General features: G+C 42.8%; 17 protein-coding genes. 3 read left to right on the top strand and 14 right to left on the bottom strand.

The features are described from left to right. Position 1: 1 nt before the first annotated feature. From nirD to F551_RS0107920, 11 genes are all read right to left on the bottom strand, one after another. Positions 2-334, bottom strand: coding sequence for a nitrite reductase small subunit NirD (gene nirD, locus F551_RS0107970; protein WP_018996975.1), 333 nt, complete (start codon positions 332-334; stop codon positions 2-4). A gap of 5 nt (positions 335-339) precedes the next feature. Beyond that, a complete protein-coding gene (gene nirB / locus F551_RS0107965; RefSeq protein WP_026296728.1) occupies positions 340-2,784 on the bottom strand; it encodes a nitrite reductase large subunit NirB in 2,445 nt (814 codons plus the stop codon). Between the two features lie 60 nt (positions 2,785-2,844). Beyond that, entirely contained in the window at positions 2,845-4,566 is a 1,722-nt protein-coding gene (locus tag F551_RS0107960) for an ABC transporter ATP-binding protein (protein ID WP_018996973.1), read from the bottom strand. 15 nt (positions 4,567-4,581) lie between these two features. After that, the gene (locus F551_RS0107955; protein ID WP_018996972.1) at positions 4,582-5,697 is read right to left on the bottom strand and encodes an ABC transporter permease; all 1,116 of its coding nucleotides are present in this window, start codon (positions 5,695-5,697) and stop codon (positions 4,582-4,584) included. Positions 5,698-5,789: 92 nt separating this feature from the next. Next, positions 5,790-7,274 carry a CmpA/NrtA family ABC transporter substrate-binding protein gene (locus tag F551_RS0107950; RefSeq protein WP_018996971.1) on the bottom strand — a complete coding sequence of 495 codons (1,485 nt, stop codon included), beginning with the start codon at positions 7,272-7,274 and terminating at the stop codon, positions 5,790-5,792. A gap of 319 nt (positions 7,275-7,593) precedes the next feature. After that, positions 7,594-7,851 (bottom strand): MoaD/ThiS family protein, encoded by a 258-nt coding sequence (locus F551_RS16500; RefSeq protein WP_018996970.1) that lies wholly within the window; start codon positions 7,849-7,851, stop codon positions 7,594-7,596. 1 nt (position 7,852) lies between these two features. Then, complete coding sequence (gene moaA / locus F551_RS0107940; RefSeq protein WP_018996969.1) at positions 7,853-8,911, bottom strand: GTP 3',8-cyclase MoaA; 1,059 nt, start codon at positions 8,909-8,911, stop codon at positions 7,853-7,855. 7 nt (positions 8,912-8,918) lie between these two features. Continuing rightward, a complete protein-coding gene (gene mobA / locus F551_RS0107935) occupies positions 8,919-9,560 on the bottom strand; it encodes a molybdenum cofactor guanylyltransferase (RefSeq protein ID WP_018996968.1) in 642 nt (213 codons plus the stop codon). A 2-nt stretch (positions 9,561-9,562) separates the two neighbouring features. Further along, positions 9,563-10,045, bottom strand: coding sequence for a cyclic pyranopterin monophosphate synthase MoaC (gene moaC / locus F551_RS0107930; protein ID WP_018996967.1), 483 nt, complete (start codon positions 10,043-10,045; stop codon positions 9,563-9,565). Between the two features lies 1 nt (position 10,046). Then, positions 10,047-10,595, bottom strand: a complete 549-nt coding sequence (moaB, locus tag F551_RS0107925; RefSeq protein ID WP_018996966.1) for a molybdenum cofactor biosynthesis protein B — start codon at positions 10,593-10,595, stop codon at positions 10,047-10,049. An 18-nt stretch (positions 10,596-10,613) separates the two neighbouring features. Further along, positions 10,614-11,057, bottom strand: a complete 444-nt coding sequence (locus F551_RS0107920) for a molybdenum cofactor biosynthesis protein MoaE (RefSeq protein WP_026296725.1) — start codon at positions 11,055-11,057, stop codon at positions 10,614-10,616. Positions 11,058-11,146: 89 nt separating this feature from the next. Here F551_RS0107920 and F551_RS0107915 point away from each other — a divergent pair, with 89 nt between their 5' ends. Together F551_RS0107915 and F551_RS0107910 are read left to right on the top strand one after the other, a co-directional pair. Continuing rightward, positions 11,147-11,911, top strand: a complete 765-nt coding sequence (locus tag F551_RS0107915; protein WP_033404841.1) for a sulfite exporter TauE/SafE family protein — start codon at positions 11,147-11,149, stop codon at positions 11,909-11,911. A gap of 3 nt (positions 11,912-11,914) precedes the next feature. Continuing rightward, positions 11,915-13,108 carry a molybdopterin molybdotransferase MoeA gene (locus F551_RS0107910; protein WP_018996963.1) on the top strand — a complete coding sequence of 398 codons (1,194 nt, stop codon included), beginning with the start codon at positions 11,915-11,917 and terminating at the stop codon, positions 13,106-13,108. A gap of 20 nt (positions 13,109-13,128) precedes the next feature. On the opposite strand, the gene F551_RS0107905 is transcribed toward F551_RS0107910, so the two are convergent. Both F551_RS0107905 and F551_RS0107900 read right to left on the bottom strand, forming a co-directional pair. Beyond that, entirely contained in the window at positions 13,129-14,616 is a 1,488-nt protein-coding gene (locus F551_RS0107905) for a M20 family peptidase (RefSeq protein ID WP_018996962.1), read from the bottom strand. Positions 14,617-14,699: 83 nt separating this feature from the next. Further along, positions 14,700-17,369, bottom strand: a complete 2,670-nt coding sequence (locus F551_RS0107900; protein ID WP_018996961.1) for a TonB-dependent receptor — start codon at positions 17,367-17,369, stop codon at positions 14,700-14,702. Positions 17,370-17,547: 178 nt separating this feature from the next. Between F551_RS0107900 and F551_RS0107895 the strand changes: the two genes are divergently transcribed. Beyond that, positions 17,548-18,624, top strand: a complete 1,077-nt coding sequence (locus F551_RS0107895; RefSeq protein WP_018996960.1) for a helix-turn-helix domain-containing protein — start codon at positions 17,548-17,550, stop codon at positions 18,622-18,624. A gap of 79 nt (positions 18,625-18,703) precedes the next feature. Here F551_RS0107895 and F551_RS17145 read toward each other — a convergent pair whose 3' ends face one another. After that, positions 18,704-21,220 (bottom strand): ATP-binding protein, encoded by a 2,517-nt coding sequence (locus F551_RS17145; RefSeq protein WP_018996959.1) that lies wholly within the window; start codon positions 21,218-21,220, stop codon positions 18,704-18,706. Positions 21,221-21,421 lie beyond the last annotated feature (201 nt).

Raw genomic sequence — 21,421 nt, 5'->3', positions numbered from 1 at the left:
CCTATCCTTTGAGCTGAATGTATACCCGATCATCTCTGATCTGAATTGGATGAGTTGTCACACTGCCTTCGTCTTGTCCTTGTGCAACACCAGTTTTCAGATCAAAAACCCAATTATGAAGCGGACATGTCACCGAACAGTCGTGAACAATTCCCTCCGTCAGAGGTCCCTGTTTATGAGGACATGCATTGTCGATTGCATAAATTTCAGAAGATGATGTTCGGAATATACCGATTTCACGTCCATTGATGATCGCGCGACGAGACCCTTGAACAGGAATATCGTCAATTGCACACAGGTCTCTCCAATCTAGAACTGCAGTATCTATGGTCATTTCAATTACTCCGCAGGTTCTAATGTGAGAGGGCTGAATTCATGAGCATCAACACCTTTAGATGCGCGTTCCTCCCACGGGTCATCTTGTGCAAATTTTTGAGAGTACAAGAAGCGCTCATAAAACGCTTTTCGTCCCTCAGCATCATCCACAATCATCGCTCGAACAGTGTCATAACCTACTCTGTCGGCCCATTTATAGATACGTTCGAGATACCATCCTTGTTCACGGTAGGCCTGTAAAAGAGCACCGCAATACTCCAATGCTTCTTCTTCAGTTTCCACTTTGCATAGAACTTGAGTACCTTGAATGTGCATTCCAGCTGCACCGCCAAAATGCAATTCATATCCAGAGTCGACACAGATTACTCCTATGTCTTTACAAGTGGATTCAGCACAGTTTCTCGGGCAACCAGACACAGCTAGTTTGACTTTAGCTGGAGACCAAGAGCCCCACATCATTCGTTCAAGTTTAACGCCTAGACCAGTTGAATCTTGCGTTCCAAAGCGACACCAATCGGTTCCAACACATGTTTTCACCGTACGAAGACCTTTGGCGTAAGCGTGACCAGACACCATTCCAGCATCGTTGAGGTCTTTCCAGACAGCTGGTAAGTCGTCCTTCTTAACTCCCAATAAGTCGATCCTTTGACCACCGGTATATTTGACTGTTGGTATTTCAAATTTATCAACGACGTCGGCAATTGCGCGGAGTTCTTTAGAATTTGTGAGTCCGCCCCACGCGCGTGGAACTACTGAGTAAGTGCCATCTTTTTGAATGTTTGCATGCACGCGTTCGTTGATGAAACGAGATTGTTGATCATCAACATATTCGCCCGGCCATGTAGCAACCAGATAATAATTCAAAGCAGGACGACATTTCGCGCAACCGTTAGAAGTCTTCCATCCCAATTCTTGCATAACTGCAGGAATAGACTTTAGCTCTTTGGCCACAATTAGTCTTCGAACATCTCCTGGGCCAAGATCAGTACAACCGCAGACAGTTTCTTTAGTGCCACCAAATTCATCTCCAAGAGTACAAGCAAGTAAACTTTCAACTAGTCCAGTACAAGTACCACAAGATGCAGATGCTTTTGTGCAAGAACGAACGCCTGCAAGGTCTTTAAGTCCTTCTTTTTCAATCGCAGATACGATTTTCCCTTTTGAAACGCCGTTACAGCCACAGATTTCTGCATCATCCGGCAAGGCTGCAACGGCCGCCGTGGGGTCCAGCGGTTCGGCTCCTGCGAAATTCTGTCCGAAGATCAGGTTTTCGCGTTCTTTAGGTGAAACAACTTCCCCTTCTTTGATCTTTTGGAAAAACCAAGCTCCATCGGCGGTTTCACCATATAAAACGGCACCGATTAAGCGATCTTCTTCGAGAACTAGTCGTTTATATATTCCTCGAGACGCATCACGGAACACAATTTCTTCTCGGTTTTCGCCTTCTGCAAAGTCTCCCGCTGAGAAAAGATCAACACCTGTAACCTTTAGTTTTGTTGAGGTTTCGGAATGCGCAAATGAATTGCCAGTTTCACCAGCCAATTCAAGCCCGAGTATTCTTGCTTGCTCATATAAAGGTGCGACTAGACCGTACACATTCCCTTCAAACTCAACACATTCTCCAACCGAATATATGTCTGGGTCGGATGTTTGCATTGTGGAAGATACAAGTATCCCCCGTCCAACATCCAATCCAGCATCTTTTGCTAATTCTATGCTAGGTCGAATACCAACGGCCATAACGACCATATCAGCTTTAAGCAGTGTTCCATCATCTAACAAAACACCTTCAACTCTGTCTTCACCAACTATTTCTTTCGTGTTGGCTTTGGTGATGATGTTTATACCACGTGAGGACAATTCTTTCTCAAGAAGGTATCCCGCTGAAGGATCAAGCTGACGTTCCATCAAAGTAGGCATAAGATGGAGAACGGTAACATCCATGCCTTGCATTTTGAGACCAGCAGCAGCCTCAAGACCAAGTAGACCGCCACCAATTACGACAGCACTTGAATTTTCCTTATTGGAAAATTCAATCATTTTGTCGACATCATCGAGATCTCGGTATGCTAACACACCTTCTAGTTTGTGCCCCGGGCAAGGGATAATAAATGGGTTAGATCCTGTTGCGATGATTAGTTTATCATAGGCTTCAGTAATTCCAGCAGCTGAAGTAACAGTTCTAGCTTCCCTATCAATTTTGGTTACGCGTGCGCCACGATGGAGCGTGATGTTATTTTGCTCATACCAATCATCGCCGTGAATGATGATATCGTCGAATGTACTTTCACCAGAAAGTACAGGAGAAAGCATAATACGGTTATAGTTCACACGTGGTTCTGCGTTGAAAATGATGACTTCATAGGCATCAGGTGCAGTTTCAAAAAGGGTTTCAAGTGCACGGCCTGGGGCCATACCATTCCCTATTACGACAAGTCTGGGCTTCATTAGACCTCTCCTGTCTTCAGGCTCAATTGAGCGATAATGTTCATAATATTCAACTTTGATCTAAGCAGCGTCTTCTGACTTGGAACCGTCGTCAGGAGTTGGTTCCTCTGTCGGCGGTTTGGGGTTTGCACCACCTTCATAATCTTCAAGAAATTGAAGAACTTTCTGCCTATATTTATAATAATCGGGATGTTCTAGAAGCGCTTTACGCGTTCTAGGCCGCCCGATATCCACGCGCATGTCCAGACCAATTCTCGCGTTCGGACCATTGGTCATCATGATCACTCGGTCGCCCAAAAGAATGGCTTCATCCACATCGTGCGTTACACACATGGCCGTCACTTTTGTTTTTTGCCAGACATCCATGAGAACTTCTTGCAATTCCCATCGAGTCAAACTGTCCAGCATTCCGAAAGGTTCATCCAAAAGAAGAAGCTTGGGACTAAGGGCAAATGCACGCGCAATACCAACACGCTGTTTCATACCGTTTGAGAGATCTTGAGCAAGTTTGTTCATCGAGTCTTTCAGGCCAACACGGTAGAGATAGTACTCAACGATCTGTTCGCGTTCAGCTTGAGTGGCATCCGGATAAACTTTGTCGACACCGATAGCCACATTCTGCTTTGCCGTGAGCCAAGGGAACAAAGATGGAGATTGGAACACAACAGCTCTATCAGGTCCCGCAGCAGATACTTCTTTGTGATCGAGGATAATACCGCCACGTGAAACTTCGTTAAGGCCTGCAGCCATTGTCAGAACAGTTGATTTACCACACCCAGAGTGACCAATGATGGAGATGAACTCCCCCTTTTTCACCATGGTGTCAAAACCATCAACGACGGTAAGTGGTCCCTTGGGTGTAGGATACACTTTACAAACTTTAGAAAACTCAAGGTAACGATCTTCGTGAAGACCAGAAGTTTTCGAAGCGCTCTCGTATGCCTTTGGTGGCTTTTGGGTAATCGGAACTACATTTGGTAGAGGTGGTTCTACGCCTTCAGATTTGGCGGCGGCCCCTACTCCCATTAGGTACTCAGTGATATCCTTGCGAAGAGTTTTGAATTCATCGCTTTCGTTCATTTTTGTACGATCGCGTGGTCTAGGAATATCAACTTTAAAATCAGGCCCTAAAGATGCGTTAGGGCCAGGGTTTAATGGTATTATCCGGTCCGCTAGTAATATAGCCTCGTCGACATCGTTTGTAATCAGAACAACAGTTTTCTTTTCCTGATCCCATATTTCAGTGATCTCGTCCTGCAACTTAGACCGCGTTAGTGCGTCCAATGCTGACAATGGTTCATCAAGCAATAATATTTCAGGGTTCATTGCTAGCGCGCGCGCTACTGACACGCGTTGTCTCATTCCACCTGAAAGTTCAGCTGGTTTTCGATCTGTAGCATGGCCCAAACCGACCATTTCAACGTAACGTAAAGTACGTTTTTCTCGTTCGCTTTTGCTTTCAGATTTGAATACAGTGTCTACAGCTAGAGCGACGTTTTCTTTGACACTCATCCAAGGCATTAAAGAATAGCTTTGGAATACCAAACCGCGGTCAGGTGCTGGCCCAACAACTTTTTCACCCTTACTGAACACTTCACCTGCGTCAGGGAACTCAAGCCCTGCGATGAGGTTGATCAAAGTAGTTTTTCCAGAACCAGAGAAACCAAGAATAGCTACAAATTCAGCATCCGCGACATCAAGATTAATATCTTTAAGTATCTCGGCCCGATCTGGACCATCACCATACCATTTGGACACATTTTTTAGCGAAAGTATCGCCATATCAGCCTCCAATAATTAGCGGTTAGTTGTGTGAGTGAACATGGTCTGAAGAGCAGCCATGAAGCGATCTAGTATAAAACCAATTATACCAATAGTTAGAACGGCAACCATGATCTTAGCGAGTGATTGAGAGGATCCGTTTTGGAATTCATCCCAAACAAATTTTCCTAGACCAGGGTTTTGGGCCAACATTTCTGCAGCAATCAGAACCATCCAACCAACACCGAGCGACAAACGCATGCCGGTGAATATCAAAGGAAGAGCTGAAGGAAGTACAAGCTTTGTTACTTTAGTCCATGCATCGAGTTTCAAGACCTTACCCACATTCACAAGGTCTTTATCGATTGAGGCCACACCTACTGCTGTGTTGATCAGTGTTGGCCAGAGGGAACACAATGTCACGGTAATCGCTGAAGTAACGAAACTCTTAGACATTCCGCCATCTGTCGTAACCATAGTTGCGGATACAACCATAGTAACGATCGGCAACCATGCTAGAGGAGATACGGGTTTGAAAATTTGAATAATCGGATTGAATGCTGCATTCATTACAGGCGACATTCCACAGATTATTCCCAGAGGTGCCGCGATAATAGTCCCAATCAAGAAACCAAAAAATACTGTTTGCAAACTAGTCCATATTTGCTGGTAGTAAGTCGATTTCCCTGTGTACTCTCGAGTTTTTACCTGATCCGCGCGTCCAGCGGCGATCAATGCATCATTGCGAGCGTCCTGACGATCCTGAAATGCTTTGGCTTTTTGCGTTTCTGAAACATGGTCAGCATGTAATACTTGAGCTTGTTCCCATACTTGTGATGGACCGGGAATAGCTCCTAAAGATGTTTTAACCTGCGGGGCGAGTTGAGCCCAAGCGAAAAGAAAAATTAGCACAGCTAAAATAGGAACACCCAATCTGTTCCAAAGCACCTTCCCCTGTTCTTTGGGGCTATCGCCGGCGGCGATCATTAAAATAGGTGTCACCCAAGAAAGCCCTACAGCATCCAAAAATTTCGAAGCTTTGTTGATGCTGGAAAAGATAGCTTCTTTTTTTGCTTCTTTGTTAAGTTGCTTGATTTCGTCTGGTGAAACTTCGGCAGTTTCACTATCTGGGGCTGGTTGCGCTGCAGTCATTTACTTATTCCACTTTTAGTGAATTTTGAAAAACGCGAAGAGCAAGTGAAGGGAAATTTGCTCTTCGCAAGTTTAGTTTTAAGGGGCTTTTTTTACTCGGTGACTTTTGCGTCCACGATTTTTTGAGAACCTTTCAGCCCGATGGTGAGACTGTCGAGGTATGCGTTTGGTGTGCGACCGTCATATCCAATTCCGTCGATTATGTCGGCAGCTGGAGTTGGCGCTTTGTATCCGTCTGTTTCCCAAGGGAAGTCAGCTTTGTTAGCTTTACCTTCATCAACAAGCATTTTTGCTGCTTCTAGGTAAATGTCAGGACGGTAAACGCTCTTCGCTGTTTCGTCATACCATTCGTCTGATTTGCCTTCTGGGATTTGCCCCCAACGACGCATTTGAGTTAGGTACCAAACAGCATCAGAGTAATATGGATAAGTCGCGTTATAGCGGAAGAATACGTTGAAGTCAGGAACGTCGCGCTTGTCGCCTTTTTCGTACTCGAAAGTACCAGTCATAGAGTTAGCGATTACTTCGTAGTCAGCACCAACATACTCAGAACGAGATAGGATCTCAACAGCTTCTGGGCGGTTAGCGTTGTCGTTTTCGTCCAACCACATTGCAGCACGGATAAGAGCTTTTGTTAGAGCAAGTGTAGTGTTCGGGTTTTCTTCAGCGAATTGCTTCGTGATACCGAATACTTTTTCCGGGTTATCTTTCCAGATTTCGTAGTCAGTGATCACAGGAACACCAATTCCTTTGAAAACAGCTTGTTGATTCCAAGGCTCACCCACACAATAACCGTAGATAGTTCCAGCTTCCAAAGTAGCAGGCATCTGTGGTGGAGGTGTTACTGAAAGGAATGCTTCGGCTTGGATTTGACCAGAAACGTCATCTGGCGAGTAGTATCCAGGGTGAATTCCACCAGAAGCCAACCAGTAGCGAAGCTCATAGTTGTGTGTAGAAACTGGGAAAACCATACCCATGTTAAACGGCTTACCTTCTTCAGTGTATTTCTCAACAACTGGCTTTAGGTATTCAGCTTTGATTGGGTGAACTGGACGACCATCATCCATTTTTGGAAGGTTTGGCTTCATTTCAGCCCAAACTTCGTTAGAAACAGTAATACCGTTACCATTTAGATCCATTGAAAATGGAGTAATAATATCGGCTTTGGTTCCATACCCGATTGTAGCAGCAATAGGTTGGCCAGCAAGCATGTGTGCACCATCAAGCTCACCATCAATCACGCGATCGAGAAGAACTTTCCAGTTAGCTTGAGGTTCGATTGTTACGAAGAGACCTTCATCTTCGAAATAGCCCTTTTCATAAGCGATAGCTAAAGGAGCCATGTCGGTTAACTTAATAAACCCAAATGTTAGGTCCGTTTTTTCTAATTCCAAAGCAGGAATTGAAACATCGACGCTTTCGGTCGGTTTTGTGCTGCTGGAGCTTGTTTCGTTTGATCCACCACAGGCGGCAAGCATCAAAGCCGCTGTTGCACCCACGAGGGTACCGATTGGCTTTTTCCAATGAGTGAAAAGAGAATTCTCATTAGTATAATTGCTGTTAAATAACAGTTGCATGTTCAGCGAACTCCTTAGAGATTCCAAGCGCGTGCGACACTTGTGTATGTTTCTAATTTGGGTTTTGAGTTGGGAAGTGCAGTTCAGTACGGTTATGTACTTTGCATTTCTACTAAACACGCCCGACTCCGAGCGTATGTTCATATCAACAGCATCATCGCTGCAACTTCATTTCAAATTGAAGTAGTATGACGCTGCCTGCAATTATTCTTGCATCGGCACTCGCAACAAAAGTAAAATCGATGCAGACTCGATCAACATGTGCAAAGAGTGCACATTATTTTGGCAATTACATTAAAATTGCAATGAAAATAGCGGTTTATCCGCCGCTAAAAGGCGGTAAAAAAGCGATTTCGTCATCCTGTTTGATGTTGACAGCTTCTTTATCAGTTAAAATCTCTTGATTGATACAGAGCTTAGTCGATTGGTCTCGCAAGGTTGATTCTAATTCTACATTGTCTGAACAAACCATAGTTAGAATGTCTTCAAACGAATAAGCAGTAGAACTATGAGGCAATGCCATTTCTGTTAGACCGGCAATATCAGCTAACTTTCCAAAGAATAAAATCTTACCCATTCTAACCTCCAGTCACTGACATGGTGCGCTGAGTTGATGGTGTATCAAGCTTTGAAACTTCAAAATTATGCTTGGCAGGTTTAAGCATTAAAGCATGATCTAGCATTTCATTGGTGTTGTTGAGCCAGTCATCTGATCGAACAGCAGGTTTTAAGTCGATGCCGCCCTCATGTCCCAGGCAAGTGTGCAACATTCCTGTGCATGTCACTCGGATTCGGTTGCACCCGTCGCAAAAATTGTCGGTAAGGGGCGATATGAAACCGATCCGTCCGCCTGTTTCTTTAACACGGTAATATCTTGACGGTCCCCCGGTTGAAAACGTTTCTGATGTTAGTTTCCACTGTTGCTCTAACCGAGTTTTGACATCTTTTAGCGAAGAGAAATCGCGTGACCGATGAGCCATGCCCTCTCCCATCGGCATTAACTCAATTAGAGAAATGTCAAACTCATTCTCATGAGCCCAAATAACTATTTCGGGAATCTCTTTTTCATTGGAATCTTTAAGAACAACCGTATTAATTTTGATATGAAGACCAGCTTTTTTTGCAGCATGTATACCCGACATAACATCATCAAACACATCCCGCCGAGTAAGAGTTTTGAACATTTCTTTGTTCAGTGTGTCGAGAGAGATGTTGATCCGACCAATGCCGAATTTCTGGAGATCTTCTGCATATTTGGTAAGCAAAGTAGCGTTGGTCGTTAACGCGATTTCATGGATGCCGGAGTTTTGTTTTTTTTCGCCTAGTTTTTCTAGAAGTTTTACGATGTCTTTGCGCACCAAGGGTTCTCCCCCAGTTATCCGCAATTTACGAACTCCTCTGGATGCAAACACGTCGACCAATCGTTCTAACTCCTCGAAATTTAGGACCTCATTCTTGGGTAAAAATTTCATACGTTCCGGCATACAATACGAGCAACGTAAATCACAACGATCAGTAACTGATAATCTAAGATAATTGATTGTGCGCCCTGAACTATCAATCAATGGCTTCTCACCGGTCGTTAGAGGTGTTTTTTTGCCTTGTGGTGGCGTTGTGTTGATTAAGTTGTATGCCATATCGTTTTTATTTAGGGCGACTAGAGTCTATTTCTAACTGTTTTGCTATAAATTTTTGAGCATTCTCATATTCTGATGGTGTATTAATATTCATAAATGATGAGATTTCATCTTCGGTGAAAGTTACTACACAAGCATTTAAGCTCTCCACTAAACTGTGCAGTGCAAATTGTCCTTCGTCTATGTTTTTTTCTATCTGTTGAAGAACTTCGAGTGTCCATGCACCAAAAATGGGCTGTAAACGTTCTTGAGTATGGGCTATCGCCGCTGCTTTACCCTTCAACACTGCTTCAACTAGCTTTTGAATCATATCGTTTGGAAAAAATGGTGCATCGATTGGCGCTGTTACGACAATAGAATCTTCTGCATAGTTAAGGGATACATTTTGTAGTGCGGCTGCAAGCCCACCTAGGGGGCCTATGGCTTTTCCGTCTACTTGGATATCTTGAACGAATTGAGCATTGGGCAGATCTGGTAGCCAATCGGGGGCGAAGTTCCCGGTAACAATAATTTGGTCCGCTGAATGCACTAAACGTTCGCTAACGTGCTGCCACATGGGCTTGGCATTGATGGTTAGCTTAGCTTTATCTTTGCCGTTCATTCGGCGGCTTGCACCGCCCGCAAACAAAACAGAAATTATTTTAGGCACATCTACTCTCCGGCCGAAAAGTCGCCCGACTTTCCACCCGTTTTTCTGAGCAGTCTGATGTTTTTAATGTTCATGTCTTTTTGAGCTGCTTTGAGCATATCGTAGATTGTTAGACAGGATGCACTTACAGCTGTTAACGCTTCCATTTCGACACCAGTTTTACCGCTTGTTTTAACATCGGCGATCACATGAAACCCCAAATCAACGGGTTCGATAGAGATATTCACTTTTGACAAAGGTAATGGATGACACAGAGGAATGATATCAGACGTTTTTTTGGCTGCCATTACGCCGGCCAATATACTCGTTGAAATCACATCACCTTTCGCGTTTTGTCCACCGATAGCAATATTCTTAGTGTCGCTGGACATTTCCACAAAACCTTCGGCGGATGCTGTTCTATGAGTGATGTTTTTGTCCGTAACATCAACCATATGTGGTCGACCGTCTTGGTTGAGGTGAGTCAGTTTTGTGTTTTCAGGCATTCTAAACTTCTCGCAACCGAGGCATTAATTCAACCATATTGCATGGTCCATATCTGCTATCCAGCTGCCATTTAATAATTTTGTCCCACCCATCCTTACAAGCACCGTTTGAACCAGGCAGACAGAATATGAATGTTCCATTGGCTAAACCAGCACAAGCACGTGATTGCAGTGTTGATAGTCCCACACTTTGAAAACTGACCATGTGCCAAACGGTTGAAAAGCCATCAATTTCTTTTTCAAATAAAGGCTTAACGGCCTCAGGTGTTATATCGCGTCCAGTTAATCCTGTACCACCTGTCGAAATGATCGCATTAATATTGTCATCTTCAATCCAATTTTTGATCATGTCTGAGATGCATTCTCTATCGTCCTTAACAATTTGACGATCCGCTAGCTTATGGCCTGCTTCTAAGATTCGTTTTTCTAAAAGGTCACCAGACGTATCTTCCGACCTTCCACGAGTGTCAGACACTGTTAGTAGCGCAATATTGACTGGTTTGAATTCTCTATCCTCAGCTAGTTTGCCTCCTGGGGTAAAGTTGTTCATGGCCGCATACTTTCTATTCTACAGTTTCCAGGCTTCATGTGCTTCATAGTCGGTGGATCTTGGTTCGATCCATTTTTCTTTTTCTGATTGAATTTCTTTTTTCCAAAAAGGCGCACCTGTTTTTAGATAATCCATCAGAAAATCTACAGCTTGAATAGCTGATTTGCGATGAAGTGAAACAGCTGCAACATAAACAACAACCTCGCCGGGATTCATTTTTCCAACACGGTGAATTATCAAGCAATCGATGAGTGAAAATCTACCGATTGCATTGGATTCAAATTTTTGTATCTCTTTTTCTGTCACACTTGGATAATGTTGTAGTTCGAGAGTGCTAACAGCGCCCCCCTCATCACGAACATAACCAGCGAAAGTTGCTATCGCACCGTGTCCTTTATGCTGGGCTTGGAAAGAATTCATTTCCTGCCCTGTATCGATGAGATCTGTTTGTATTCGTATCATTTTTGCACCCTCACCAATGTTCACTCGACATTCCGAACAAAGGACCTATTACTCTTGGTGATAACTTTAGTTTGGTAAATGGTCAAAGCGTGACAATCTGGATTTCTCTCACATTTGCTCTTGCTGCACTAATTTATTCCAGCGTTGGTTTCGGTGGAGGTTCAACATACACCGCAATATTGTTGGTTTCTGACATCGACATTTTGTTGATCCCAATTTTATCTCTAATTTGTAATTTGGTCGTGACTAGCAGCGGGGTTTGGAGGGCATACAAAGCAAACCTTTATCGAGGTTCAAACCTACTCCCGATTCTTTGTATATCCGTTCCCCTTGCCTTCTTAGGTGGGATTACCCCTGTAGATATAAACACTCTCAAAGCTCTTTTGGGAGTAGCACTCTTATTGTCAGGCCTGCAGATGGGTTATACGAGCTTTCGTCAGAGTGAGACCTCCCATTTATCAGAGTTCAAGCGTAAGAGCATTATCGGTTCAGCTATTGGGGGTATCACAGGCTATATATCTGGTGTTGTGGGGATTGGCGGTGGAATATTTTTAGCTCCGATTCTGCATATGATAGGCTGGGCAAATCCTCGAAAAATAGCCGCAATTTCTTCAGCTTACATCGCTGCAAACTCATTGGCTGCTCTTTCAGGAAAATTCATCTCAACGCCAAAGTACTTTTCATCAAGTACATTTCACTTAGCTGCGCCATTGGTAATTGGGGTAGTTGCAGCAAGTTGGATCGGGCATAAATTGATGATTGGTATTCTACCTGAAACGCTTGTAAAGCGATTGACTGCGCTGTTAATTATAATAGTCGCAATTCGTTTGTTGTTTGGATTATTTCAGGGGTAATCAATGTTAAGCACTCAAGAAGCATTGAAGAAAATTTGTACAGTTCCCCAAATTTTAGACTCTGAAATTGTTGAATTGCATGATGCTGAAGGGCGAATACTAAATCAGTCAGTAAAAGCTAAAATCACCCAACCTCCATCTCGGATGTCTGCGATGGATGGATATGCAGTTCGTTTCGAAGATTGTGAGAGGACGAAAAGCTTTAATGTGGTTGGCGAATCCTCTGCTGGAAGTCCCTTTAATGGTTCTGTAAACGAAAATGAATGCGTAAGAATTTTCACTGGTTCCGTTGTGCCTGACGGAGCTAATCATGTTGTTCTGCAAGAGAATACAGAAAGAAAAGAGAACAAAATCCAGATAATGGAACCGCAGGAACGTCCAAGGAATGTACGAGCGGCGGGTGTAGACTTTAACGAAGGTGATGTTTTATTTTCCACTGGTACAAAAATGACTGCTCATGCGTTATCTATTTGTGCCGCAGCTAATCATGGACAATTGAGTGTACTACGCAAACCTCGAGTTGGTATCCTTTCAAACGGAAATGAACTTAAAAAACCAGGGTCTACTTTAAATGAAGGCGAAATTATCGCCTCAAACGAGTATGCGCTGCGAGCTCTTGTACAAAATTGGGGAGCTGAACCTGTATTACTCGGTACAGCGAGAGACACCGAGCAAGACATCATAGAAAAGCTCAAAGACACAGAGGCGCTTGATATTATCATCCCAATTGGGGGCGCATCCGTAGGAGACTATGACTTAGTCAAACCAGTCATCAAAGGGTTGGGGTTTGAACCCGTATTTTCAAAAGTGGCGGTAAAACCTGGAAAACCGACATGGTTTTCGACCAATGGAAATCAATACGTTCTTGGTCTGCCAGGAAACCCCGCCTCAGCGATTGTATGCGCGCATTTGTTTGTTAAGCCATTGATTAGCCAACTGCTCGGAATTGCAAACAGTCATAAATGGATAAAAGCTAAATTAGTGCATCCTTTGAAGGAAAATGGACGACGAGAGTGTTTTGATCGCGCCAATTTAACGTACGCGGAAGATGGAACAATCGAGGTGTCCCTACATCCAAATCAAGATAGCTCGTTACTAAAGCCATTTATTAATTCAGACGTGATATTGAACCGGCCAGCTAATGATAAAGGCAGATCTGCAGGCGATTTAGTAAACTGCTTATTATTGAATAATTAAATTACTAATTTCGACTTAGATTACATTTCATCTGCCATTTGGATGAGTTGGCTGAAGCCTTCTATCATTGACAGGAAATTCTCAACCGAAAGACGTTCATTTGTGCCATGTATGCCGGCTATATCAGTCATGGAATAAGTTACTGGCGTAAATCGGTATACATTTTCTGAGATTGCGTGTGCAAACGTTGCATCAGTGCCAGCCAAAACAAGTGCAGGAACTGGTCTAGCTCCCTCTCCTGTTTTTTCCGCTAACGCAGATAGTATTCTGAATGCTTTATTGTTTGATGGCGAAATCGGAGATGGTTCTCTAAAAATACCTTTGTCGCGGTAATGGACTGACACTCCCTCAAATTGACTTACAACTCTTTCAATGTGTTCGAAAACCAATTTCGAATTGTCTTGAGGATGGATTCGGAAATTCACTGTAGCTTTCGCCCTTTGAGGCATAACATTCTCTTTAACAGAACCTGTTAGCATCGTTGGGGCAGTCGTTGTCCGTATCATAGCATTTAGCGACGGTGTATTGCTAAAAGACGCATTTAACAGTCCACTTGTAAGCCAAGTGTTAGACAGGAAAAAACGGTTCAAAAATGACATTTCAGGTGAAACCGCTTTGAAAAAATTTTGTACCTGTTCAGAGTTCAAGTGCGATTGCATTTGTTCTTTTTCAATCGCGAGCAATGCTTTTGCCAGTTGTATGTTCGCTGAATTTTTCGGTGGAAGTGATGAATGGCCTCCTATCGATTCTGATACAATATCAAGAGTAACATAACCTTTTTCAGCCACTCCGATTAATCCTACGGGACCATCAAAACCTGCCATATCATTGATTACAAAATAGCCTTCATCGACAACCATGGCAGGTTGAACATTGCGTGAGGCCAATAGTGCCACTATCGCTTCAGCACCTGTACCGGCAACTTCCTCATCATGTCCAAAGAGGAGATGTATTGTTCTATTTGGCTGATAATTTCTTGCAATGAGCGCTTCGATTGCTTCGAGAATTGCTATTATCGAGGCTTTATCATCCTGCGTTCCTCGTCCGTAGATATATCCATTTTCTATGTTTCCGGAAAACGGAGGATGATTCCAATCATCTAATGTTGCAAGGTTTACGGGAACGACATCTTGGTGAGCCATCAACATGAGTGGATCTAATGTAGTGTCACTACCCTGCCATGTGTAAAGCAGACTATATTTCGCTACTTTTTCACGCCTTAAAGTGGAATGTGCTTTTGGATATTCGCGCTCTAATAATGAATGGAAATTCAACCATGGTTGAGCACGTTCTGCGTTAATTGGGTCACCACGATTGATGGTGATGGTTTTTAATTGAACAGCTTGTTTTAACCGATGCAATGCACTTTCTACATTGATCGCAACAGGACTGGGTAATGCAGGCAGATCTGAAACATTTTGCCCTTTAAAAGTAAGTGTTCGAACCACCATAATTAAAAGAAGTAATACGATGATAGAGACTATAGAAATACCGATCTTTTTGATCATCGTCAGACCTTAAAATTAAAACAAAAAAGCAACCTTCAAAAGTAGAAGGTTGCTTTTTCTTATCTAGCTACTTTGAGATGGTATTACCATTTCTTACGTAGGGTTAGTCCATATGTTGCAGGAGTATTTGGATACCCGTTGAATGAACCACCTTGAGCAGTTGTCGGGAAACCTGATTGTGCGTACTCATCATCAGTGATGTTACGTCCCCACAATGTTGCTTCAAATCCATTTTCCATTCTGAAACCAACAGAAGCATTTAGCATATTAACTTCACGGCTTAAGATATCAGCTGGGATGTTATCTACAACTTGAATTTCATCTTCATATTGGTAGTCAGCTCTGACGAAGCCTTCAATTCCTGGAGAAATTTCTTCTTCAAATAGCGCTGAGAATGACAATGAAGTTTGGTGAATTCCTGCTGGTGTAGCTCCCGATAGATCTTGAGGACCACCAACACCTGGAGCATTAGGGAATGACGCGTATTCAGGATCTAGGAACAACCCAGCAAAACCAAGAGTTAATTGATCTACTGGTTTATACGTTGCATCGATCTCTATACCTTGGGCAGTCTGCTCACCAGCATTCGCCAATACAAAGCCTGTTCCTTGGAAGATTGTAGACTGGAACCCCTCAATGGTTTGATCGAAAATAGCGATGTTGATCGCCCCTCTTTCGAACTCAGCTTTAGCACCAATTTCCCATACTTCCACATCTTCTGGCGCAGCAAAGCGAGTTCCAGCACCTCTGTTGTTTGGAATTAATCCCGCAGCGGCCAATGCTGCCTGATCTGCTGGGAAGTATGAGCTATCACGAGTTAAGTTCCATGAGCTAGCTTTGTAACCAGTACCGTAACTAACATACATGTTGAGGAAGTCGGTCACATCGTAAGCAGCACGAAGTGTGAAAGAAAGTTTATCATCATTGCTTGTTCCGTCCTCTATTGAGTTAGGAAGTGCAAGGAATGGTGGTAGGAATTGAAGTGGAGCCAATTGCCCTGCAACAGCTGGTGCCAATTGTGCACGTAGACCTGCAGCAACGGCAGTTTGAGTCGCTGGAGTGTTCGCTTGGATTGCTGCAAACTGTGCAGAAGCGACAGGGTCACCACCCGCCAGGGCTGCTTGCCAAGCACCGATGTTTGTAGGTGTCGCTTCTTGCATTGTCACAGTCGAGAACAATGTTCCAAACACGATCTCATCAAACTGTGCTGGAACTAAGCCACCTGTTAGTTGAGGTAAATCGATCAGTTGGAAAACAGTAGGTGAGAAAATGTTTTCGTTCGAGAAAATGCCTTGGAAATCCAAGTTCGCAAACAGATCATTGTTTACAGCTGAAGCAACAACTTTTTTCTCGTCATTTACGTAACCTAAGCCGGCAGTAAGCGTTAGCTTGTCTGTAGCGTGCCAATCAACTTGACCAAAGATGTTGTAACTTTGGTTTGATTGAGAAAACGTTTCAAATGTTCCGGTTCCAGCTTCAAAGAACGGTGTCGAAATGACGCCTAGATTAGTTAATAGATCTTGGATTCCACCTGTTACTCCGCCGGAAAGAGCGTTCGCATAAGGACTAAACCCTGCATCAAAGGTAACATCGCTTTTTTTGTCGAGTTCTTCATCGTAGTAAAATGCACCAACGAGCCAATCAATTTTTTCTGAACCGCCAGCTAGTCTAAATTCCTGCGTGAAAGTATCGATTTCCCACTGGTTGTTGTTGCTTCCAATGAGCGGAGCACTAGTAAAGTCTACATCACCATTACTCGCGGATTCTTGACTTCTCAACGCTGAAATAGACGTCAGAGACGCCCATCCAAGATCCCAATCTGCTTGCAGGGAATATCCAGAATTCTCCACTTCACTTACAGGATCAAAATTAAGGGTCGTTTCATATGAAAACGGGTTGTCCGGAACGTTTCCACCAAGCGCGGCAATTGCTGCACTTGTTGGTCCATTTTCGAAGTTGGGTGCGAAACAACAAAGTTCATCAATCTTATCGTAATCAGCAATAAAGCGGAAGGACAGATCTTCAGATGGCTCCCACAACAATTGTCCGCGGACCATGTGACGGTTGCGGTCGTTGATGTCATTACCTGTAGTTAGGTTGTCTACGTATCCATCACGTTTATTCATTGAGCCCGCTAAAGAGAAAGCTAAATTTTCTGTGATGGGACCCGTGATCTGAGCCTTACCTATGAGTTGATTGTAGTTCCCATAAGTACCTTCAACCTTTCCACCCCACTCAAAAGATGGTTTTGCTGTTACAATACTTACAACACCTGCTGAGGCATTTTTACCAAATAGAGTTGATTGCGGACCACGCAAAACTTCCACACGTTCTACGTCAGGCATATCTGATAGACTTCCTGAAGAACGCGTGCGGAAAACACCATCAATAAACACAGCTACTGATGGCTCAATACCTATATTGTTACCACCATTACCGAAACCACGAATGATAAAAGTGGTATTTGCAGAACGTTCCAACTGGCTCGCTCTAAGAGACGGAACTACTGACTGCAAATCCAGTAGATCAACTATATTAGCATCTGCTATAACGGATGCATCAACCACCGAAACAGCAATTGGAACTTCTTGAAGGGTCTGTTCTCTCTTAGTTGCTGTGACGGTAATAGTGTCCAGCACAGCTTTGGAGCCTTGTGTTTCTGAAGCAGTTGAATCAGCATCCTGAGCTACGGCCGATTGAGAGGCCAAAGCCATTGCCAGTACAGAAGCGGACAAAATAGTAGATTTGCGCATATATGTTTCCTCGAATTTTCAGTGAATATTTTGAATTCACTTTTTTTTTCGAGGGTAAGCGAGGAAATTGTACTCAGTCTTATCATCACGGGACGAAATACTTATCATCCCCTTGCAATTGACGGTACTTGTGGCAGTTTTATCACTATAGTTTTTTGCATTGAAGTTATGTTCGATTATGTTACCTCACGTCAACCCCACGCAAGATTTCCGCATAAAAGAGAATGCGGCAGAATTGTTCTTCCTTCTAGGTAAGGAGGGAGTTGGAAGTAATTGGGGAAACTATGATTCTTCGGAAAGTCTCCCCCTTGGTGAAATAGGTGCAGCTAGAGAGTTTTCTTGCGATTATATGCGAGGAAATTCAAAAGTATTTCAACCGATGAGTGGCGTAACGATTGCAACTCAAAATGTTGAAGTATTTGGCCCTACAAAGGCAGATGAGTTACTACTATATCCGTCAGATAAATTATATGTTGCCATCGTATTAAATGGCACTTTGGGCATGACTTCTGAAAAAGAGTCTTTCTCAATTTCAAAAGGACAGTATCTGCTTTACAGGCAGAGCCAAGATTCTGAATGCTACGTAAAGATAAATCAAAATGAGCCGTTGTCTTTAGCTTATTTCGCGTTTTCACCAGAGCGCTTTGAAGATATCGCGTCTAGCTTGAAAACTCCTTTACCAAAAATAATACGTGCTTCAGAAATGTTGAAGTTATGGGGCAAAGAGAGAACGATAACTGGCGAAGATCCGACATTACATCGTTTAGCAAAATCACTTGTAGAAACGTGCGATTACAATGAGCTTTGGCCAGTGTTTCTCAAAAGTAAGATTTCTGAATTGTTCTGTATATTAAATACGCTGGATTCAAAAATTACAGACGCACTCGTGGCCCCTTCTCAACTTTCAAGTCTGAATAGAATAGGACGTGTGCTAAACTTGTTTTTAGAAGATCACGCTCAAATACCGTCTTCGTCTGAAGTGTCTCGCATTTTAAGGATTGACAAGAAAATTCTTAATTCTGACTTTGAGGATGTTTATGGTCTTAATTTTCCTGACTATTGTAATGCAATAAAATTTCAGCTCGTGTTCCGAAAACTTCTCAAAACAAAAATTCCAATAACTGCCTTGGCCTATTGGGCTGGATATAATCATACAGCAAATTTTTCCCGCGCGTTTCACAAGCAATTTGGTTTAAGCCCTCGAGAGGTCAGGCTTTCCGCTAAGAATTTCGTTGGAATTGTAGACGATCAATAGCCTATAAGGCTCTTTGAACATTTAATGTTAAATACGTTTAGTGTGGGGGCGGTCTTTCTTTTTGACGAACCCATATCAATCAGATCAATTTATTAATATTTGAGATCAAGGTCTCAGGAGTTACAGGTTTTCCGACGTGTCCAGTGGCACCGGCGTCCATGGATGCTTGAATGTGATCTTTAGAGGTGTTGGCGCTTAGCACTAGAATGGGTATAGGAATTTGAGACTGTTCTTTCTCGATCTCTCTTATTTTTTTGATTGCTTCGAGACCATTCAGAACGGGCATTTGGACGTCCATTAAAATCAAATTGTAAGACTGTTTTTTGAATGCATCTACTGCATCTCTTCCATTTGCGACGACATGAATATCAACACTGTAAGCTTCCAATATCAGCTCAACTACTTTTCGATTTACGATGTGGTCTTCAGCTAAGAGAATTTTTTTATTGCAAGTGACGCCTAGATCAACAATAGCTTCCTCTTCAGCAAGTTTGGTTTCTTCGCCCGCAGCACGCTTCAATTCAAATGAACAACTGAATGTGGACCCTTTATTCAACGTTGAAGAAACACTAACTTGCCCGCCCATCAAACGGGTCAGCGCTTTGACGATGGTAAGTCCAAGCCCAGTTCCACCATATTGTCGATGTATCGATGTATCAGCTTGGTTAAATTGATCAAATATCGTTTCGATTGCTTGAGTCTCTATCCCTCGCCCTGTGTCTGTGACTTTCAGTTTAAATCTTTCAAACTCTCCCTCTGTAGGCTCACAAGACAAGGACAGTTCGATGCTTCCACGTTCGGTAAACTTAATTGCATTGGTCAACAGATTTCCAATGATTTGTTTTACGCGTATTGGGTCTCCCATAAACACCCCATCACATGATGGATCGATTTGCGAAGATAATAAGAGGCCCTTTTCGTCTGCTACAATTGTTTGGAGATCTATTACAGGTTTAACCGCACTCCCCAAGTTGAATGGAATGTTTTCTAATTCAAACTTTCCAGCTTCAACTTTTGATACATCTAAGACGTCAGATAATTGTTGTTCTAGTACATTGGCAGATTGTTCAATCAGATTGACCATTTCTTTATGGTCCGGTTCATCAAGCTTACGTCTCAAAGCCCCAGCTATCCCCAATATACCATTCATCGGTGTTCTAAGTTCATGACTCATATTGGCCAAAAATCTAGATTTAGCTTCATTGGCTCGTATAAGTTCTGAAGTGCGTTGAGCAACCTCTCTTTCTAGAATTTCATAATTATTGAGGTTTCGTTTTCTGTACTCATCCAATGAACGTGCTAATTCACCAATTTCATCTTCTCGGCCTAATATTTCCTTTAATGAAGATGCATCCAGGTCTTCTAAATTGGCATGTGCTTGTTTTGAAGAATATTGCTTCGCCAATTTTTTCAGGGGCTTAATTCCATAGCCAGAAATAAAGTTGGCGATAATGAATATCGTTACGATCACAATGGCCAGAATAGAAGAAAAAATAGGCAATATCGATTGCAGTGTTGCAGCTCTTATTATGCTGTTTTCTAATTCTATTACAAAAAACCATTGTGGTGTGTTCAATGAATAATAGGCATAGAGTGCATCATTTTTGCTGCTACCACTCGATAGTACTCCATGTTCCGCATCAAACTCCGTAATTGTTTTCATCAAAGAATTATAAAGGTTAGAGCTTTGTAGGGCTTCAATATTCCCAAGTTCTAGACTGTCTGCTTCTATGAAACTTGTGTGAGCTAATGGCATTCCTTTATGCGTCAAAAAGTAAACATTCGAGCCATCTACCGGAACGTCCAACACCGCTTCAGTAAAGGATGCTTGCATTGGAAGTGTTGTTCCCCAAACTCCCAGATGCTGCCCTTCATGGCGAATTGGAGTTTGGCAGCCTGAGACTAATGTCGTTGTTTTGGGAGAATTTTGAAACGTGTCTAAGTCAGAGCACCTTGTTATTCCTTCGGGGTTATTGATTGGCCTAGCAAGAATAGCAAAAGGTGCATCTTCAAAACTCAAATCTGGAGGTGCAGTTTTTCTGTAGTATAAGAGTTTGTTTTCCCGCTTAGGTGCGAATATTATGATGTCATGTTCTGGCGAAAAAAACCAAAGACTTTCCAGAGTATCTCGATAGCTCGGTGCAACCCTTGATAATGAGAGAATGGATGCGACTAAAATGCGTTTTCGATCCGGTGTAATGGCTTTCAATCGTGTCGGTATAAATGCAGCAAACCCTTGTATAATTCCTATGTTTTCGACAGCCATACCGTCATAAAGCTCATCAGGAGTTCGAAAAGTTCCATCACCAAAGTCATGAAAAAAAAGATCAAATAATTTGTTGGCCCTGTCAGGAGTGAGATCAGCATATTGTTGCAGAAAATGTTCTTTAGCTTCGTTGTGCGCGCGAATTAGTCTGTCGTATTTGAGTGCTTCTCTTTGACCTCTTTCAACAATGTAGGCTTCCATTGTGGAGACATACAAAGCGTGGGTATATCTGTATTGGATCCAAATTGCACCGGCAGCTGCTGCCAAAGTGGCTGCAGATGTTATGATCAAAAGGGCGACCACCAACCGGTTGTGCAGACTCTTACCCATATCTGAAATTGTAATTGGAAAAAAATGAATTCGTACACCCCTAATTGCAAATCATCGTAAAATATTTCTATGTAAGTTCCAGAAATAAGTGATTTTTATTTGTTGTTTGTACAAATGAGGCTGTTATGCATTTGGTTTTCTTCTTTAGTAATATCCTCGTGGTGCCCAAAGCAGAAAGCGTGAGGATTGAATTCTCTATAT

The sequence above is a fragment of the Hirschia maritima DSM 19733 genome, from assembly GCF_000378345.1.
Lineage (GTDB): Bacteria > Pseudomonadota > Alphaproteobacteria > Caulobacterales > Hyphomonadaceae > Hirschia > Hirschia maritima.
Note: the sequence above shows the minus strand (reverse complement) of the source record. Positions and strands in the feature narration are given on the sequence as shown.

Coding starts and splice junctions, on each gene's coding strand:
- nirD (WP_018996975.1), bottom strand. CDS start 334: ATGACCATAGATACTGCAGTTCTAGATTGGAGAGACCTGTGTGCAATT.
- nirB (WP_026296728.1), bottom strand. CDS start 2,784: ATGAAGCCCAGACTTGTCGTAATAGGGAATGGTATGGCCCCAGGCCGT.
- F551_RS0107960 (WP_018996973.1), bottom strand. CDS start 4,566: ATGGCGATACTTTCGCTAAAAAATGTGTCCAAATGGTATGGTGATGGT.
- F551_RS0107955 (WP_018996972.1), bottom strand. CDS start 5,697: ATGACTGCAGCGCAACCAGCCCCAGATAGTGAAACTGCCGAAGTTTCA.
- F551_RS0107950 (WP_018996971.1), bottom strand. CDS start 7,274: ATGCAACTGTTATTTAACAGCAATTATACTAATGAGAATTCTCTTTTC.
- F551_RS16500 (WP_018996970.1), bottom strand. CDS start 7,851: ATGGGTAAGATTTTATTCTTTGGAAAGTTAGCTGATATTGCCGGTCTA.
- moaA (WP_018996969.1), bottom strand. CDS start 8,911: ATGGCATACAACTTAATCAACACAACGCCACCACAAGGCAAAAAAACA.
- moaC (WP_018996967.1), bottom strand. CDS start 10,045: ATGCCTGAAAACACAAAACTGACTCACCTCAACCAAGACGGTCGACCA.
- moaB (WP_018996966.1), bottom strand. CDS start 10,595: ATGAACAACTTTACCCCAGGAGGCAAACTAGCTGAGGATAGAGAATTC.
- F551_RS0107920 (WP_026296725.1), bottom strand. CDS start 11,057: ATGATACGAATACAAACAGATCTCATCGATACAGGGCAGGAAATGAAT.
- F551_RS0107910 (WP_018996963.1), top strand. CDS start 11,915: ATGTTAAGCACTCAAGAAGCATTGAAGAAAATTTGTACAGTTCCCCAA.
- F551_RS0107905 (WP_018996962.1), bottom strand. CDS start 14,616: ATGATCAAAAAGATCGGTATTTCTATAGTCTCTATCATCGTATTACTT.
- F551_RS0107900 (WP_018996961.1), bottom strand. CDS start 17,369: ATGCGCAAATCTACTATTTTGTCCGCTTCTGTACTGGCAATGGCTTTG.
- F551_RS0107895 (WP_018996960.1), top strand. CDS start 17,548: ATGTTACCTCACGTCAACCCCACGCAAGATTTCCGCATAAAAGAGAAT.
- F551_RS17145 (WP_018996959.1), bottom strand. CDS start 21,220: ATGGGTAAGAGTCTGCACAACCGGTTGGTGGTCGCCCTTTTGATCATA.